The organism is Clostridioides sp. LIBA-6822 (assembly GCF_056688955.1).
Genome location: NZ_CP196995.1, coordinates 3101566 through 3119756, shown reverse-complemented (window position 1 = coordinate 3119756; position 18191 = coordinate 3101566). Strand labels below are relative to the sequence as shown.

Here is an 18191-nt window from a genome sequence, read left to right as displayed (position 1 = left end):
AGCTTATTTGTTTGATACTAAAAAAATATCTTTTGGCGACATAAAGTATAAGACATATATCATTGTTATTTTTAAATAGAATTTGTTTTGGATTCGACCATCAAAAGTGACATAAAATTTTGTACATACTATCTTATAATATGTTTAAAGGTTTTAAGGGGGGATACATGGTGTATATTGAGTACTATGTTATAGAAAACCTAGTAATAAATTATATTATTATAAGTTGTACTTCTATTCTCACTAAAAAATACAATCCTAAAAAAAATAAGTTATTGGGGGCTAGTTTAGGAGGTGCCTATTCTGTTGCTTATTTGTATCCATCAATGAACATATTATTCACAGTACCATTTAAAATAATAATTATGAGTATAATAACTTTAATTTCATTTAGAAGTAAGAGTAAAAAAGATTATGTTCATGTAGCATTAGTTTTTTACTTAGTAAACATTTTTATTTCTGGAAGCACTTATTTTATAATTTATTTTACAGGAATAAGTCATTTAAAAATATCTTTCTTAATTGCATGTACTTATGTAAGTTGTGAATTGTTAAAGTACATTTATAAAGATTTGAAAATGCTTAAATACATCAAGGAACTTACAAAGACCATAAATATAAACTTATTAGAAAAGAGTTTTTGTTGTAAAGCTTTAGTGGATAGTGGGAACTTATTAAAAGACCCAATAAGTCAAAGTGATGTAATAATAGTTAAGTCAAGTGTGTTAGAAGGGTTTATTCCAGAAAATCTATTAAATATTAATTATGAAGACATAGATATGAAGAAAGCACAAGAGATTATAGGAAGCCTAGATGATAAAACGTCAGGTAGAGTTAGGATAATACCTTATAAACATGCTGGAAGTAATAAGACAAACATAATAATAGGTCTAAAAGCTGACTATGTAGAAGTAGATGAGCAGAAGATAGGAAATATAATACTTGGTATATCAAATTTTAATGATAGAGAATATGGAGCAATAATGAATCCAAATATATTGCCTGGATTTTAGGTGAAAATTTAAGGGGGACAAGATATGTTACGATTGAAAGAGAGAATTATAAGCTTTATTACTATGTTAGGTATTAAATTAAAAATAATAAAGCCAAAGGGAATATACTATATGGGAGGGGCAAATATACTTCCTCCTCCATTAAAGCCAGAAGAAGAAATGGAAATTTTACAAAAACTGGAAACGGATGAAAGTGTAAAATCAATTTTGATAGAAAGAAATCTGAGATTAGTAGTCTACATATCTAGAAAGTTTGAAAATACAGGTATAGATGTAGAAGATTTAATTTCTATAGGAACTATAGGTTTGATAAAAGCAGTTAATACTTTCAAACTAAACAAAAACATAAAATTGGCAACTTATGCTTCAAGATGTATCGAAAATGAAATTTTAATGTACTTAAGGAAAAATAATAAAAAGAAAACAGAAGTATCATTTGATGAGCCTTTAAATATAGATTTAGATGGAAATGAACTTTTACTATCTGATGTTCTAGGTACAGAAAATGATGAAATATACAAAATAATCGAAGAAGAAATAGATAGAGATTTATTGGTTATGGCACTCGACAGATTAAGCGATAGAGAAAAGCAAATTATGGAATTAAGGTTTGGACTTATAGATAAAGGTATCGAAAAAACACAAAAAGAAGTTGCTGGAATGCTTGGAATATCTCAGTCTTACATATCTAGACTTGAAAAGAAAATAATTTCAAGATTACAGAAAGAAATGAAAAAATTTGTATAATGCTAAATTAATTCTTCTTAAAAAGTATAAAAAAATTGGAAATGTAAATAATTTCAATAGATGAATACTTTTGAGAGAGGACTGAAAATGTATGCAAGTTAATAAGGTTGAAATATGTGGTGTTAATACATCGGAACTTCCAGTTCTTAAAAATAAGCAAATGAAGGAACTTTTATTAAAAATAAAAAGTGGTGACGAAGAAGCTAGACAGCAGTTTGTAAGAGGGAATTTAAGATTAGTCTTGAGTGTAATAAAAAAGTTTAACAACAGAGGAGAAAACATAGACGATTTATTTCAAATAGGTTGTATCGGTCTTATAAAAGCTATAGATAACTTTGATTTAAGTCAAAATGTAAGGTTTTCAACTTATGCTGTTCCTATGATTATAGGAGAAATTAGAAGATATCTAAGAGACAATAACCCAATTAGAGTAAGTAGGTCATTAAAAGATATAGCATATAAGGCACTACAAGTTAGAGAAAGACTAATTAGAACAAATTCTAAAGAACCTACAGTATCAGAAATAGCAAAAGAATTAGAATTAGAAGTTGAGTCAGTTGTAATGGCACTAGATGCCATACAAGATCCAATATCTTTATTTGACCCAGTATATCAAGATAATGGAGATGCAATATTTGTTATGGACCAGGTTCAAGACAAAAAAGATACTGACGAAAATTGGTTGCAAGAAATATCACTTAAAGAAGCTATTAAGAAATTAAATAGTAGAGAGAAGTTGGTATTAGATTTAAGGTTTTATAAAGGAAGAACGCAGATAGAAGTTGCTGATGAAATCGGTATATCTCAAGCGCAAGTATCAAGAATTGAAAAAAATGCTTTAAAAAATATGAGAAAGTATGTATAAGTAATCCATGGACTGTAAACATTATTTTAAATTTAAATGACCTATATAGGTCATTTTTTTTTAACTCAATACATATTTATTTTTAAAGAAAGGGTGAGTATAATATGATTAGAGTTTCTGATATAATGGAAAAAGAAATTATAAATGTAAAAAATGGAAAAAGGATGGGATTTATAATAGACATAGATATGGATATTCATGAGGGAAAGGTAGTCTCATTTACCATTTTTGGAGATGGAAATAGAAATTTTTTTTCAAGAGGAGGGGATGAAGAAGTTATATTTTGGAATGATATACTTAAAATAGGTTGTGATACAATAATAGTAAATATAGGTTCAGAATTAAGCTTGGATGAATTTGAGATATAGTTAAAACAAAGGAGGAATATATATGCAATGTCCTTATTGTAATTATAAAGAATCAAAGGTAATAGATTCTAGACATACAGATTTAAAATCTATCAGAAGAAGACGTGAATGTGAATCATGTAAAAAGAGATTCACTACTTATGAGAAAATAGAAACAACTCCTTTAATGGTTATCAAAAAAGATAATAGTAGAGAGTATTTTGATAGAGAAAAGATAAAGTACGGGTTATTAAAAGCATGTGAAAAAAGACCTGTATCTATAGAAGAAATTGAAAGTATAGTTGTACATATTGAAAATGAAATAAATAAATGTTTTATAGAAGAAATTGAAACCAAAAGAATTGGTGAGATGGTAATGGATAAACTAAAAGACTTAGATGAAGTAGCTTATGTAAGGTTTGCTTCTGTGTATAGACAATTTAAAGATATAAATACTTTTGTAAATGAGCTTAAAAGTATATTGATAGAAAAAGGAGACAAATGATGAAAGATTATATAAATATAAAAAATGTACAAGATATTAAAGAGTATGTTAATTTAAATGGAGATTGTAAAGAACTTGATGAAAAATTAGATTCTGTAAATCTAGTTATAACATGTAAGAATGTAGATGCAAAAAATAAAGAAGATATGTTAAAAGTATGTAAAGAATGCGATTTAGCATTTGAGAACTTAACTAGTAATTCTCAAATACATTCAGATATAGTTAACATAGTAAATAAAGATACTATAGGAAAAAGAATAGATGGAGATGCACTTATAACGAACTTAGAGAAAGTACCTCTTTTATTATTTACAGCAGATTGTGTACCTATATCAATCATAGATGCTAAAAATAAAGCCATAGGACTGGCTCATGCAGGTTGGAGAGGTACTTTTAGTAATATAGGTCATAAAACAATTAAATTAATGTCTGAATGTTATAAAACGGTCCCTGAAGATTTAGTTTGTATAATTGGCCCATCAATTGGACCTTGTTGTTATGAAGTATCTGAGGATTTAGTAGAAAAATTTAACACAATTCTTACAAATAATGATGAAAAGTTCTATATAATAAAAGAGGGAAGTTACTATTTAGATTTATGGAAAATTAATGAGTACATGCTGAGATGTAGTGGAGTTAAAAAGGAGAATATAATAAATTTAAATTTATGCACTAGTTGTAGAGCAAATGAATTCCACTCTTATAGAAAACATAATAAGGCATCAGAACGAATAGGAACGGTACTACAGATAAAATAGAGAGGAGCTTTTTAATGAATACTAAAGTGCTTGTTATAGACGATGAAATGCATATAGTTGAGCTATTAAAATTCAATTTGGAGGTGTCAAATTACGAAGTTAGTTATTCGTATGATGGGTTTGATGGATTTATAAAAGCTAAGGAAATTAAACCAGATTTAATACTTTTAGATTGGATGCTACCAAATATAAGTGGAATAGAAGTTTTGAGAAAAATAAGAAGTGATAAAGATTTAAAAAATATTCCTGTTATAATGCTTACTGCTAAAAATATGGAAAATGACAAGGTAGAAGGGCTTGAAATAGGTGCTGATGACTATATAACTAAGCCGTTTAGTATAAAGGAGTTGTTAGCTAGAATTAGTTCTGTTTTAAGAAGGTATAACTTGACTAGCTTAGGTGAAGAAAATAATATACTTACTACAGGTAATTTAAAATTAGATTTATCAAAGCATGAGGTCACTAAAGGTTCTGAAAAGATAGAGTTAACACTTAAAGAATTTGAACTGTTAAAATTATTAATTCAAAATAAAGGTAAAGTACTTTCAAGAAATTATCTTTTAGATAAAATATGGGGGTATGAATACTATGGAGAAACTAGAACAGTAGATGTTCATATAAGATATTTAAGAAAAAAAATAGAAGATGAAGATAAGTCAGAAAAATATATAGAGACTATAAGAGGTGTTGGATATAAAATAGATTAAAATGGTTATATTTTAGGAGTGTTATCTTGTGGAAGAATTAAATAGCATATATTTTTTTATTGTTATGTTATCAATAGCTATTGTGATATTGTCTGTAAGATATACAATAACATTAAGAAAATATTTAAAAGAATTTATATACGTCTCAAAAAAAGTAAGTAATAATGAATATCATGCTAGACTCAATATATCAGCTAAAGGAGAACTTGGAGAATTAGCTAGAAATTTTAATCATATGATAAAAAATATGGATAAAACATTAGAAGAGGTACAGTATAAACATTTACAGTTAAGGTCTATACTAAAGAGTATATCACATGGAATTCTAGCTATAGATGTAAATGGAAGTATACTTCTGATAAATGATGAAGCAAAAGAAATGATAAAAAGTGAACCAAATCAATTGGTGGAAGGCCACAACATTAATGTTGTAATAAAAGAAGAAGAAATATTAAAACAGATACTTAGATTTATTGGCTCTAAAGATAATGAAACTGCCCATATTACTACTAAAGATGATATAGTATATAAAATAAAAGTAGACCCAGTTTATCTTCAAAATACTAATAATGTAATAATAGGTTCGATAGTAAATATAGAAGATATTACTAAAAAAGTTAAACTTGAAAATATGAGAAGTGATTTTGTTGCAAATGTAAGTCATGAACTTAAAACACCTCTCACATCTATAAGTGGATTTGTTGAAACTCTAAAGTCAAATGAAAATATAGATGTAAATACTAGAAATAGATTCTTGGAAATAATAGAGAGTGAATCAGATAGATTAAAAAGATTGATTGATGATATATTACTATTATCATTCGTAGAAAATAAAGATACCCTTCTTATGGAAAATGTTGTAGTATATGATGTGTTTAAAGAAGTATATGAAATAACACAACATTCAGCTAAAGAAAAAAATATAGAAGTTTTATATAAATGTGATGATAAATCAATAAGTATATTATCTAATAAAGACTATATAAAACAAGTATTTTTAAACTTAGTTGATAATGCTATAAAATATACTCAGGATAATGGCATTGTGCAAGTTGTAGTTTCAAAAGATGAAGAAAAAATAGTAATCAAAGTTATAGATAATGGTGTAGGTATACCAAAAGAAGATGTAGAACGCATCTTTGAACGATTCTATAGGGTAGATAAAGCAAGAAGTAGAGATGTAGGAGGAACGGGTTTAGGATTGGCTATAACTAAGCATATAGTTAAATCGCTAAATGGATGTATAAAAGTAAAAAGTGAGCTTGGTATTGGTAGTGAGTTTATTGTTACGATACTACAAAAAAATTTCCTTAAATAGAAGGAAATTTTTTTTGTTTTTTGCACAAACTATATAAGAGAAGGAGCTGAGAAAATGGAAGAAAGTTTATTGAATGCAAATTTATTTAGACACTCTTTTATAGTTGCATTAGTTGTAGGAATATTATGTAGAGGATTAGTTTTAAGAGTTACAGACAAACAGTACCCATCAAGACCACAAGATTACTTAGAACAGATAATTATATCTGGGCTTTCAGCTTCATTAGGTGCGATAGCATTGCCTGCACTTATAGATAAAGAATTTGCTGCATTGACATTTTTTGCAGTAGCAATACAACAATTTCAAGGTCTTGCAGAGCAAGAAAGAATAACATTAAAGAATATTGATAATGAAGAATTAGTGCCAAAAGGAGATGCCTATGTCGAAGAAATAGCATCTACTTATGAATCTAGAAGTTATATAAGTCTATTTTCTGCATTAGTATCTTCTATAGTTTATATTGTTTTTGCGAGAAAATATGACCTTGGATTCTTTTACTGTACAGTATTAGCTGTTGTGGCAGGAGCTATTGTTGGTGTAATTTTTAGAAGGTTTTTAAGAAGAAATAGTATAGCTGATATAGCAGATATAGTTCCTGCTAAAATAAGTTTTGAAGGACCTATCTTAATGGTTAATGGTGTAATAATAACTAATATAGGTTTGGAAAGTACAAGAGAAAAATACAAAAATGAATGTCTAGCTATAGAAGTTATACCAAGAAACTTAGGTGCATTTGGAATAGTAAATGATGTAGGGCAAAGACAAGCTATTATACATAATCTATTTATTCATATGGGTATAGATAAAGATGTAGATGAGGTTGATATTGTAGCTATATCTAAGACTAATTTAGAAAAAAGTACCGTAGTTATACCATATATGCCAATACTAAAAGATATAGATACCATGATAAAGGTAGTAAAGAGTACACCTATTATAGAGACATCAAAAGGAAAGCAGAGTGATTTTTCTAGGAAAACTTTGTAGATTTACAGGTAAAATTTTAAATTAAATATTTTAGGAGTGATTTAATGGATAGAGTATTTTTTGTTGCTGTTATTATTGGTATGACATCTAGAATTATAATGTTGAACTTAGACCAAAAACAGTACCCAACGCAACCAAATGTTTTGCTATCTCAACTTATATTAGCATTCGTTGCTTCTTCATTAGGAGCATTATTAGTTCCAGCTCTTATAAATCGTTCTTATACATCTATAACATTTTTATCTCTTGCAGCAGAACAATTTAGACAAGTAAGAGCAAATAGAAGGAATACATTACAAAACCTAGAGGAAGTTCAGCTTGTAAAGAGAGGAGCTGCATTCATAGAGGAGATAGCTAGGACTTATGAAGTAAGAAATTATATGTGTATAGTTACATCTTTTTTAACAATAGGACTGTATTATGTAATACTTGCAGAAACGAAAATAAGTGAAGGTATGAGTTTGATAATAAGTTCAATTTGTGGATTATTGTTAGCCTTTATACTAAAAAAACTACTTACTAGAAAAAGTATTGGAGATATAGCTGATGTAATGCCTGCTGAGATTAGTTTTGTGGACGAGTCTATATTGAAGGTAGGAGATTTAAAAGGTATAACAAATATAGGTCTAAAAAGTGATAGAGAAGTATATATTAATAGAGGTGTAGGAATACAAATAATTCCTAAAAATAAAGATTATGCTAATGCGGGAATATTATTTGATTCAGGTCAAAGACAAGCAATAGTATACAATATATATTCAAGGTTAGGTTTATATGGAGATTATGGAGAACCTTCATTTGTACCATTACCTAGAAGAAATAAAGATGATGAAAGTATAATGATTGCTTATTTACCAATCGATAAGAATGTAGAAAAAGTGATGGAAGCTGTAAAGTCATGTCCAATACTTTCAAGTTCTAAAGGAAAAAACTTATCACTAAAAAATTATAAAATAGGAAAGAAAGGAAGTGCATAAGATGGGAATGGATATAGGTTTAAATGAATATACACTAGCTATAGTTACACTTGATAAGAATATGAAAAATGGTGGAGGTTGCCCAATCTTTTATGCAAATGATGAGAAAGACTTGCAAAATAAAGCAATGTTAATGTCAAAGTGCGTAGGTGGAATGGTTCATGATATGACAAATGGAACGCTGATTATAGTAAAACATTAAAGTTATAAAATGTTTCTAATAACAAATAGTATTCAAATTTTTAAAATACTTAAATTTGAATATTATTTGTTTTAATCTTTTTTATAGCTATTTACTTATATTGACTATTAGAATTAAAATGTGTTATTATGACATGAAATGCTTAAAAATGCTATTATAAAATATAATAAACTTACAAACTATATATGAAAATATATTATAATAAGCTTTGATGAAAACAAAAGAGTGGTGAAAAAATTGGAAGTAAATGTAAAAAAAATAAATAATATTATAAGTAAGGTTTACAAAGATAGTATTGCAGAAGAAATAGGCATAGAAGTAGGAGATTTACTTATATCTGTGAATGAACAGCCAATACATGATATAATAGAGTATAGATTCTTACTAAGTGATGAATATCTAGAGGTAGAGATACAAAAAAAAGATGGCGAAGTCTACATATACGAGATAGAAAAAGACTATGATGAAGATTTGGGTGTTGAATTTACAAATCCAATAATTGACCAAGCTAAAAGTTGTAGAAATAAGTGTATGTTTTGTTTTATAGACCAGTTGCCAGAAGGAATGAGAGAAACTCTTTATTTTAAAGATGATGATTCAAGATTATCTTTTTTGCAAGGAAATTTTGTTACACTTACAAACATGAGTGAAGAAGATATAAATAATATCATTAAATATAGAATAAGTCCTATAAATATATCTGTGCATACGACTAATCCAGAATTAAGACAAAAAATGATAAGCAATAAATTTGCAGGAAAATTATATGGTATAATGAAGAGATTGGCAGATGCTCATATAGAAATGAACTGTCAAATTGTTTTATGTCCAGGTATAAATGACGGAAAAGAATTAGAGAGAACAATAAAAGAATTAGCTCAACTTTATCCATATGTGAATAGTGTTGCTATAGTACCTGTTGGAATTACAAAACACAGAGAAAATTTGGCAAATTTAGACATATTTGATAGTGAAGGTGCAAGTAGAACTATAGAGCAGATACACAAGATGCAAAAAAAATATCTTAATGAAATAGGGACTCGATTTGCCTTTTTATCAGATGAATTTTATATATTATCTAGTAGAGAGTTGCCTACATATGAAGAATATGAAGGTTTTTTACAGTTTGAAGATGGTGTCGGAATGATACGTAGATTAAAATCAGAAATTGAAGAATATTTAAATACATTACCAGAAAAAATTCTTAAAAGAGAGAAAAAAGTTTCAATAGCTACTGGTCATTCTGCGTATGAATTTATACAAAGTATGGCAGATGCTATGATGGACAAGTTTCAAAATCTTCAAGTAGATGTATATGAAATAAAAAATAAATTTTTTGGAGAGACAATAACCGTATCAGGTCTTTTAACAGCTAAAGATTTAAGAGAGCAACTTGAAAATAAAGAATTAGGAGAAGCTCTTTATATAACAAGAAGCATGCTAAAAGCAGATGAAGAAATTTTCTTAGATAATATTGAATTAAATCAATTAGAAGAACTTATGAAAATAAAAATTATCCCATGTTTGAATGAAGGAAAAGACTTTGTGGATAAAATTTTAAAATAGAAAACAAAAGATGGAAGGAGAAACAACATGAGTATAAGTAGGCCAGTTGTAGCTGTAGTTGGGAGACCAAACGTTGGTAAGTCTACAATATTTAATAAATTCGCAGGAAAAAGGATATCGATAGTTGAAAATACACCTGGAGTTACAAGGGATAGAATATTTGCTGAAGTAGAGTGGTTAGATAAGTATTTTACATTAGTGGATACAGGAGGAATTGAACCTGATAGTGAGGACATAATATTATCTCAAATGAGAAATCAAGCTATGCTTGCAATGGACATGTCACATGTCATACTTTTTATAGTTGATGGTAAGGCTGGAATAACAGCTGCTGATAAAGAAATTGCCCAGTTGCTTAGAAAGACAAAAAAACCAGTAATCTTAGTAGTTAATAAGATTGATAGCCAAAGTCAATTTGATAATATATATGATTTTTATGAATTAGGATTTGGAACTCCTTTTGCAGTTTCAGGAGCCAATAGTATGGGCTTTGGAGATTTATTAGATGAGATAGTTGAAAATTTTCCAGCAGGATTAGATACAGAGTATGAAGAAGATATAATAAGAGTAGCTATAACAGGTAAACCAAATGCAGGAAAAAGTTCTATACTTAACAAAATACTTGGAGAAGAAAGAGTAATTGTAAGTCCGATTGCAGGAACTACTAGAGATGCAATTGATACTTATTTTGAAAAGAATGGACAGAAATTTCTTCTGATAGATACAGCAGGACTTAGAAGAAAAAGTAAAATATATGAAACAATAGAAAAATACAGTGTAATAAGAGCTATGAGTGCTGTGGATAGAGCAGATGTAGTATTGATAGTAATAGATGCCCTAGAAGGTGTAACAGAACAAGATACAAAAGTAGCAGGTATAGCACATGATGAAGGTAAAGGATGTATATTTGTAGTCAATAAATGGGACTTAATAGAGAAAGATAATAAGACTATGAGTAATTACACAAAAGATATAAAAGAAAAATTTCCATTTATGATGTATGCTCCAATCGTGTTTGTTTCTGCAAAGACTAATCAGAGAATGAATAAGATATTGGATACAGTTGAGTATGTATCAAATGAACATTCTAAGAGAATATCAACTTCATCATTAAATGAAGTAATTGGAGAAGCAGTAATGTTAAATCAACCACCATCTGATAAAGGTAGAAGATTAAAAATTTACTATGGAACTCAAACAGATATTAGACCTCCTAAAATTACATTGTTTATAAATGATAAGGACTTAACTCACTTCTCATATCAAAGGTATCTTGAAAATAAGATAAGAGAAAATTTTGGATTTGAAGGAACATCCATAAAGTTTGAGTATAGACAAAAAAATAAGAAATAAGTATTTAAAATATAACTAAAAGGGGGAAATTCAGTGGAGATATTTAGTTATATAATTATCGCTGTAGTTGCATATCTTTTAGGTAACATATCGACTTCATACATAGTTGCAAAGCGAATTGCTGGAGTTGATATAAGGACTCAAGGTTCAGGTAATGCAGGTTCAACAAATGTGCTTAGGACACTTGGAAAAAGAGCAGGAGCAATGACATTTTTAGGTGATGTTCTTAAAGGTGTAATGGCTGTTTTAATATCAGAGCTTGCAGCAAGATTAGTTGGTATAGATACTCTTTTAGCTGGATATCTGGCAGTTATATGTGTTGTGGCAGGTCATAATTGGCCAGCAGTTTTAGGGTTTAGAGGAGGTAAAGGTGTTGCAACTTCGTTAGGAGCAATGCTCGCTGTAAATCCAGTAATAACACTAATGTGTCTAGCAGTATTTATATTGGTGGTAGTTATAACAAAGTATGTTTCTTTAGGTTCTGTTGTAGGAATAGGATGTTCACCAATATTTATGATTATAGTAAAAAATAAAGCTGGTTTAATAGTAGCTTTGTTTTTAACCGCATCAGTAATATATAATCACAGAGCAAATATAAAGCGATTATTAAATGGGACAGAGAGAAAGATTGGTCAAAAGAAAGAATAGTAAATATATTATACTCAGGTGGTGTTAAACATGGAGAAAGTATGTGTATTAGGTACTGGAAGTTGGGGAAGTGCATTAGCTTTAGGTCTCGCAAAAAAAGGTAACGATGTGAGTATGTGGACTCGAAAAGAAGAGCAAGCCAAAAAAATAAACAGAACTAAAGAAAATACAGACTATTTACCAGGAGTATTATTTCCAAATAATATAACTATAAGTACTGATATAGAAAAAACTATAAAAGATTGTAAGGTGATAGTTTTAGCAGTTCCATCACAGGCCGTAAGGAGTACTTGTCAAAAAATAAAACCATTTATAAAAGAGGGACAAATTATTGTTAATGTAGCAAAAGGTCTCGAAAAAGGTACTGGACTTAGATTATCTCAAGTCTGTGAAGAAGAATTACCACAAAATCCATATGTAATACTATCTGGGCCATCTCATGCTGAAGAAGTAGCAAAAGATATCCCTACCACAGTAGTAGTAGCTTCTAAAGAGTTAAAAATAGCACAGAGGATACAAGATTTATTTATGAGCCCTAAACTTAGAGTTTATACGAATCCAGATATAGTTGGAGTAGAACTTGGAGGAGCATTAAAAAATATTATAGCCTTTGGAGCTGGGATATGTGATGGATTAGGATATGGTGACAATGCAAAAGCTGCTCTTATGACAAGAGGTATTAGTGAAATGAGTAGACTTGGAATTGCTATGGGAGCTAACATGCCTACATTTGCAGGTCTTTCAGGAATAGGAGATTTAATTGTTACCTGTACAAGTATGCATAGTAGAAATAGAAGAGCTGGTATACTTATAGGTAAAGGTATGAGCTTAGAAGATACTTTAAAAGAAGTCAAGATGGTTGTAGAAGGTATAACTGCGACTGAAGTAGCACATGATGTAGCTGAAAAGTTGAATATAGACATGCCAATAACTAATGCTATATACTCTGTAATAAATAAAGGTTCAGATCCAAAGGAAGTTGGAATAGAACTAATGATGAGAAGTAAAAAGCATGAAATGGAAGAAGTAGTTTTAGGTGATGATATATAAATCATTGAAATGTAAAATAATAGATATATTTTAGCCCTCTTTTATATAAAAGAGGGCTATTTTAATTTTATTTAGCATGTTTTATTATGTATTCAATAGAAGAAATCATTTTTACAGTTAATTCATCATCATTAGAATTTTTCTCTATGTTCTTTTTTAAGAATAAGAGATTTTGATAAAACGAGATAATTATATCATTTATTATATCTAAATCTTTTGCGGGTATATATTGTGCATCTACAAGATTATTCAATAGTATTTTATTTCTTTCTTTTATACTTTTTCCTGTAATCATTAGGGAGATATCACTATCATGAGTACCTAAATCTTCTGGAAACATATTATAATACTGTTTTGTTATATAACTGAGTTCCTCGCTAGACAAGTTAAAAAATATCTTATAAAAAGCCTCAGCATTTTCAAAAGAATGTTTACAAAATAATTTCCACATAATTATATATTTCTGATATTCATCAGTAACCCCTTCTATGCACCTAGAAATACTCAGATTGTACTCTTTAAAATATTTTATAGATGCAAATGATATTAGGTGGTCTAAATTTTTAAAATAGTTGTATAGAGTTGAGCTGTTGTAGCCAGCCATATTTGCAACTTTACGTAGCGTAATATTTTCTATACCTTCATTTTCCATAATATTTTGAGCAGCTTCTATGAAGTACATTAATATCCTTTTTTTTTGTAATTCTTTATTTGTCATTTTATTCACCTACAAATAATCAATATAGTTTATATAATCGTGATTTTATCATTAAATTTACTATAAATCAAGAATAATGTTCTAACACCTAATATATATTGTTATTTTTTAGATAATTTAAAATAAAACTAAAATAAAAAATATTTAAAACATAATCATGATTGACAAAATAATCATGATTATGATAAAATAATCACAAATAAATTTGATTTACATACAAATGCAACAAGGATTAAAATATTAAAGATTTTAAAAATAAGATATTTATCATTGTTGTATTAAATAAATTATCTAAATATTAAGAAAGAGGTGTACTATGTCAAATAACATGAGAATAGAAAGATTAAGAAAGTATATGAGTGAAAAAAACATTGAAATTGGTTTAATATTTGAACCAGATAATCAATTTTATATTAGTGGATTTAAAGCAATAACTTATTCTAGACCAATTGTAACAGTAGTAACTAAAGATAAAATAGAACTAATAGTACCTGGATTAGAAGAATTACATGCTAAAGAAGTTGCAAAAGTTGATAATGTATATGTATATTATGAAATACCAGAAATGAAAGAACATGGAATATCGCATAAGCATTATTTAGATATAATTTTAAGTAGATATCCTAAAGGAACAATTGTTGGAATAGAAAAAGATATAGTGTCTGCAAGCTTCTCAGAATATATAACTGATAAGTCATTTGACATTAAAGATATTGGAAGTAAAATATTTGAAATGAGATATGTAAAAGATGCAGAAGAGATAGAATTTTTGAAGATAGCTGGTTATTTATCTGATATAGGTATAAAAGGGTCTTTGGAAAATGTTAGAGTTGGAATGAGTGAGTTGGAATTTGATGTAGCAGGGGACAATGCTTTGTTAAAATATGTATCTGAAAATTATCCTGATACATATATAGGGTTTGCAAACTGGACTTGTTCTGGTATCGATAGAACAGCACAACCACATTTAGATTCTAATACTAGAATACTTCAAAGAGGAGATATAGTGATACATAGTAGACAGGTTTGGTATGAAAATTATAGAGCAGAAAATGAGAGAACTTTTATCATAGGTAAGCCAACGGAAAGACAAAAAGAAGTATTTAAGATAGCAGTGGAGGCTCAACAGGCGGGATTAGATACAATAAAAGCTGGTATACCAGCAAGAATGGTTGATGAAGCAGCAAGAGCTGTTGTTGCAAAACATGGTCTAGAACTATATGCAAATCATAGGATTGGACATGGCTTAGGTTTATCAGAGCATGAAGAACCATATTTAAGATTTGACAATGAATTAATATTAGAAGAAGGTATGGTATTTTCTATGGAGCCAGGAATATATATACCTGGAGTTGGAGGATTTAGACACTCTGATACAGCAATAGTGGGTAAGAATGGTGCTACAATTATAACTAATTATCCAAGAAGTGTTGAAGACCTTATACTTGATATTTAATTAGAGTATGAATATATTCAAGTAAATTTAAAATTGGAGGAATTATAGTGAAAAAGAAAATTGGATTTTGGGATTTAGTATTTATGAATATATCAGCATTATTTGGGATTAGATGGATAGCTAAATCTACTGCTTCTAGTTTTGGTTTGGGTCTTGGTTCAATACCAGTTTGGTTATTGTTTGCTTTTATATTCTTTGTACCAGCATCACTTATATGTGCAGAGTTGGCAGCAACATATCCAAGAGATGGTGGACTTGGAGAGTGGGTTAAACAAGCTTATGGAGAAAAGTGGGGATTTATGGTGTCATGGTTAAATTGGACATCAAAGATATTTTGGTATTCTTCTTTTTTGACATTTTTAGCTATAAACATTGCCTATATGCTTGGAAATCCAGAACTATCAAACAATAAAATATTTATTTTAGTACTTTCACTTATAATATTCTGGATATTATCCCTAATAAGTACTCGAGGAATGGCATTTGGAAAATTCTTTACAAACACAGGAGCATTAGGTTCTACAATTCCTGCGATATTACTTATAGTAATGGCATTTATGTCTGTAGTTATTCTTAAAAAAGCTCCATCAGCATCTGTATATACAATTCAAAATATATTACCAAAGATAGATGCAAATGCATTAGTTTCTATATCTGCCATAATATTTGCTCTATCAGGAGCTGAAACGACTGCTAATTTTATAACTGAAATGGATAATGCTAAGAAAAACTTTCCCAAAGCTATATTGACAGTAGCTGTGTTAATAGGAGGAATCTATATTCTAGGTTCAGTAGCAATAACAATGATACTTCCTCCAAATGAAATTGCAGCATCGACAGGTATACTCGATGCATTAGCTAAGGTTGCACAAGATTTAGGTATAGGAAACTGGTTTATAAGAGTGGTTGCGTTTGGAATAACCTTATCAGTACTTGGAGCATTAATACTTTATATAGCAGGTCCAGTAAAGATGCTTTTTGGAAATGTAAAAGAAGGCGTATTTCCTAAGAAATTAACTGATACAAATGAACACAATATACCATCAAATGCAGTATTGATTCAAGCTATAATCGTAAGTCTACTTCTTATAGGCTCAAATTTATTGCCATCAGTGGACAATATATATAATGTTCTTGTTACTATGACAGCATTAACCGCATTATTTCCATATGTGTTGCTTTTCACATCTTATATAAGGCTGAGAAAGACAAGACCAAATGAAGAAAGACCTTATTCAATTTCCAAAAGTAATTTGGTTTGTATAAATATAGCTAGGATGGTACTTGTAGTGACTGTTGTTGGTATACTTTTCTCAACAGCACCAGTCATGGAAACTTTAAAAGATAATATAGTTTATGAGATTGAGATGATAGGTGGAGGACTTTTTGTCATAATAACAGGTTTAATGATATGGAAGAATTATGAAAAGAAAATGTTGAATAACACAGGAATTTCTCATAAGTAAAAATATATGTACGAACCAAAAAATAATACACTAATAATTTCTATTGTATTTTAAATAACTAATAGGAGGTCATTATAAAAATTTATGAGTACTTACATAAGGAGGGAATATGTCAACTGAAGCAAACAAACCAAGCATTTGGAAAAATTTCAAAGTATTGATAATACTCTTTGTAGCAGGAGCATTTATATATGCTTTACCGTATTTAAAGAACTATTATTATGATACCTTTTCACAAGCGTTCAATCTTACAAACACACAAATGGGAAGTCTAGGAAGTATTTATGGCCTCCTTGCAATGGTATCGTACCTTTTTGGTGGCTTCTTAGCAGATCGTATTTCAGCTAGAAAGCTACTTTCAGGTTCCTTAATTATTACAGGAGTATTAGGGCTTGTATTAACTCTCTATCCTCCATATATTGTTGTATTTTTAATCCATGCTTTATGGGGAATAACGACGATTCTTACTTTTTGGCCAGCTCTTGTAAAAGCTGTTAGGATGTTAGCATCTGAAAATGAACAAGGTAAGGCTTTTGGATTTATGGAAAGTGGTCGTGGAATTACCAATGCAATTCATTTATCCCTAGTATTGGTATTATTTGGTTACATTTCGTCGAAAGTAAGTGATAAAACTGGTCTTACAGCTATTATAGTACTGTATTCAGCTATAAATGTAATAGTTGGAGTATTAGTATTTTTAAAGTTAAAGGATAATGAAAAAGAAGTATCAGCTAAGTTTGATAAAGAAGCTTTCTTTGCGGTGATAAAAATGCCTCATACATGGGTAATAACAATAATCATGTTTTGTTCATATTCAGCTAATATGTCATTTTACTACTTCACACCATATTCAACTGAGGCATTTGGAGCAACAGTAGTATTTGCATCTGCAATATCAATATTAGCTCAATACTGTAGACCAGTAGCATCGGCTGTTTCTGGGTTACTTGGAGATAAGGTTGGTTCATCAAAGATTATATCTTATGGATTTATACTTATGATTATAGGTCTTTTAGGTGTAATACTTACACCAACAAAAGCATCTATGATTTATATATTATTGATTGGATGTGTTGCAATATATGTATCTATGTATGCAATTCAAGGCTTACACTATTCATTACTTGAAGAAGGTAATTATTCATTATCAATATCAGGAACTGCTATAGGTATAGTTGCTACATTAGGATATCTTCCAGAAGTACTTTGTCCATTAGCAGCAGGAAAGATATTAGATACATTTCCAGGTGTGACTGGATATAAATATTACTTTATAGCTCTTACTATAGTAGCTATAATTGGATTGGTGTTTACATTTGTATGGATGAATATGACCAAAGAAAGACGTAAAGAGCTTATTCAAATGAATAATAAGTCAAGTGAAAGTATTACTAAAGTCAGTTAATATAACTCACTACTATTTGGGCTAGCATATTAATTTAATTTACATTGAAATTCACAAATTTTTCTATGTAATTCAATTTAATATTGCTGGTCTTTATTTTTCT

The 18191-nt window shown here is 29.0% G+C and carries 19 protein-coding genes; 18 read left to right on the top strand and 1 reads right to left on the bottom strand.

Features of this window, described 5'->3' with window-relative positions; all coding sequences use genetic code 11:
• Nucleotides 1-167: 167 nt before the first annotated feature.
• The 15 genes from ACTG48_RS15115 to ACTG48_RS15045 all read left to right on the top strand — a co-directional run bounded on the left by ACTG48_RS15115 (nt 168) and on the right by ACTG48_RS15045 (nt 13043).
• Complete coding sequence (locus ACTG48_RS15115; RefSeq protein ID WP_479917272.1) at nt 168-1013, top strand: sigma-E processing peptidase SpoIIGA; 846 nt, start codon at nt 168-170, stop codon at nt 1011-1013.
• Nucleotides 1014-1037: 24 nt separating this feature from the next.
• Nucleotides 1038-1760, top strand: coding sequence for an RNA polymerase sporulation sigma factor SigE (sigE, locus tag ACTG48_RS15110; protein ID WP_021385541.1), 723 nt, complete (start codon nt 1038-1040; stop codon nt 1758-1760).
• Between the two features lie 91 nt (nt 1761-1851).
• On the top strand, nt 1852-2625 hold the full coding sequence (gene sigG, locus ACTG48_RS15105; RefSeq protein ID WP_021385524.1) for an RNA polymerase sporulation sigma factor SigG: 774 nt from the start codon (nt 1852-1854) through the stop codon (nt 2623-2625).
• Nucleotides 2626-2729: 104 nt separating this feature from the next.
• Nucleotides 2730-2993: a YlmC/YmxH family sporulation protein gene (locus ACTG48_RS15100; RefSeq protein WP_021385512.1), complete on the top strand. Its 264-nt coding sequence runs from the start codon at nt 2730-2732 to the stop codon at nt 2991-2993.
• Between the two features lie 22 nt (nt 2994-3015).
• Nucleotides 3016-3477, top strand: coding sequence for a transcriptional regulator NrdR (gene nrdR / locus ACTG48_RS15095; RefSeq protein ID WP_021385527.1), 462 nt, complete (start codon nt 3016-3018; stop codon nt 3475-3477).
• A complete protein-coding gene (pgeF, locus tag ACTG48_RS15090; protein ID WP_079747032.1) occupies nt 3474-4235 on the top strand; it encodes a peptidoglycan editing factor PgeF in 762 nt (253 codons plus the stop codon). The genes nrdR and pgeF overlap by 4 nt, the downstream gene beginning before the upstream one ends.
• 14 nt (nt 4236-4249) lie before the next feature.
• The gene (locus tag ACTG48_RS15085; protein WP_003416112.1) at nt 4250-4942 is read left to right on the top strand and encodes a winged helix-turn-helix domain-containing protein; all 693 of its coding nucleotides are present in this window, start codon (nt 4250-4252) and stop codon (nt 4940-4942) included.
• A 28-nt stretch (nt 4943-4970) separates the two neighbouring features.
• Entirely contained in the window at nt 4971-6260 is a 1290-nt protein-coding gene (locus ACTG48_RS15080; protein WP_021385406.1) for a HAMP domain-containing sensor histidine kinase, read from the top strand.
• Nucleotides 6261-6314: 54 nt separating this feature from the next.
• Nucleotides 6315-7247, top strand: a complete 933-nt coding sequence (locus ACTG48_RS15075; protein ID WP_021385421.1) for a YIEGIA family protein — start codon at nt 6315-6317, stop codon at nt 7245-7247.
• Between the two features lie 44 nt (nt 7248-7291).
• Nucleotides 7292-8224 (top strand): YIEGIA family protein, encoded by a 933-nt coding sequence (locus tag ACTG48_RS15070; RefSeq protein WP_021385495.1) that lies wholly within the window; start codon nt 7292-7294, stop codon nt 8222-8224.
• Nucleotide 8225: 1 nt separating this feature from the next.
• A complete protein-coding gene (locus ACTG48_RS15065; protein WP_021385530.1) occupies nt 8226-8426 on the top strand; it encodes a capping complex subunit for YIEGIA in 201 nt (66 codons plus the stop codon).
• Between the two features lie 237 nt (nt 8427-8663).
• Nucleotides 8664-9992: a DUF512 domain-containing protein gene (locus ACTG48_RS15060; RefSeq protein ID WP_479918801.1), complete on the top strand. Its 1329-nt coding sequence runs from the start codon at nt 8664-8666 to the stop codon at nt 9990-9992.
• A 27-nt stretch (nt 9993-10019) separates the two neighbouring features.
• Nucleotides 10020-11345, top strand: coding sequence for a ribosome biogenesis GTPase Der (gene der, locus ACTG48_RS15055; protein WP_021385505.1), 1326 nt, complete (start codon nt 10020-10022; stop codon nt 11343-11345).
• Between the two features lie 33 nt (nt 11346-11378).
• Nucleotides 11379-11993: a glycerol-3-phosphate 1-O-acyltransferase PlsY gene (gene plsY, locus ACTG48_RS15050; protein WP_021385546.1), complete on the top strand. Its 615-nt coding sequence runs from the start codon at nt 11379-11381 to the stop codon at nt 11991-11993.
• Nucleotides 11994-12023: 30 nt separating this feature from the next.
• Entirely contained in the window at nt 12024-13043 is a 1020-nt protein-coding gene (locus ACTG48_RS15045; protein WP_021385389.1) for an NAD(P)H-dependent glycerol-3-phosphate dehydrogenase, read from the top strand.
• Between the two features lie 67 nt (nt 13044-13110).
• Here the strand turns inward: ACTG48_RS15045 and ACTG48_RS15040 are convergent, their stop codons facing one another.
• A complete protein-coding gene (locus tag ACTG48_RS15040) occupies nt 13111-13761 on the bottom strand; it encodes a TetR family transcriptional regulator (protein WP_021385457.1) in 651 nt (216 codons plus the stop codon).
• 316 nt (nt 13762-14077) lie between these two features.
• Here ACTG48_RS15040 and ACTG48_RS15035 point away from each other — a divergent pair, with 316 nt between their 5' ends.
• The 3 genes from ACTG48_RS15035 to ACTG48_RS15025 all read left to right on the top strand — a co-directional run bounded on the left by ACTG48_RS15035 (nt 14078) and on the right by ACTG48_RS15025 (nt 18088).
• Nucleotides 14078-15217 (top strand): M24 family metallopeptidase, encoded by a 1140-nt coding sequence (locus ACTG48_RS15035; RefSeq protein WP_479917271.1) that lies wholly within the window; start codon nt 14078-14080, stop codon nt 15215-15217.
• A gap of 47 nt (nt 15218-15264) precedes the next feature.
• Nucleotides 15265-16683: an APC family permease gene (locus ACTG48_RS15030; RefSeq protein WP_479917270.1), complete on the top strand. Its 1419-nt coding sequence runs from the start codon at nt 15265-15267 to the stop codon at nt 16681-16683.
• A gap of 109 nt (nt 16684-16792) precedes the next feature.
• Entirely contained in the window at nt 16793-18088 is a 1296-nt protein-coding gene (locus ACTG48_RS15025) for an MFS transporter (protein WP_479917269.1), read from the top strand.
• The last annotated feature ends 103 nt before the right edge of the window (nt 18089-18191 follow it).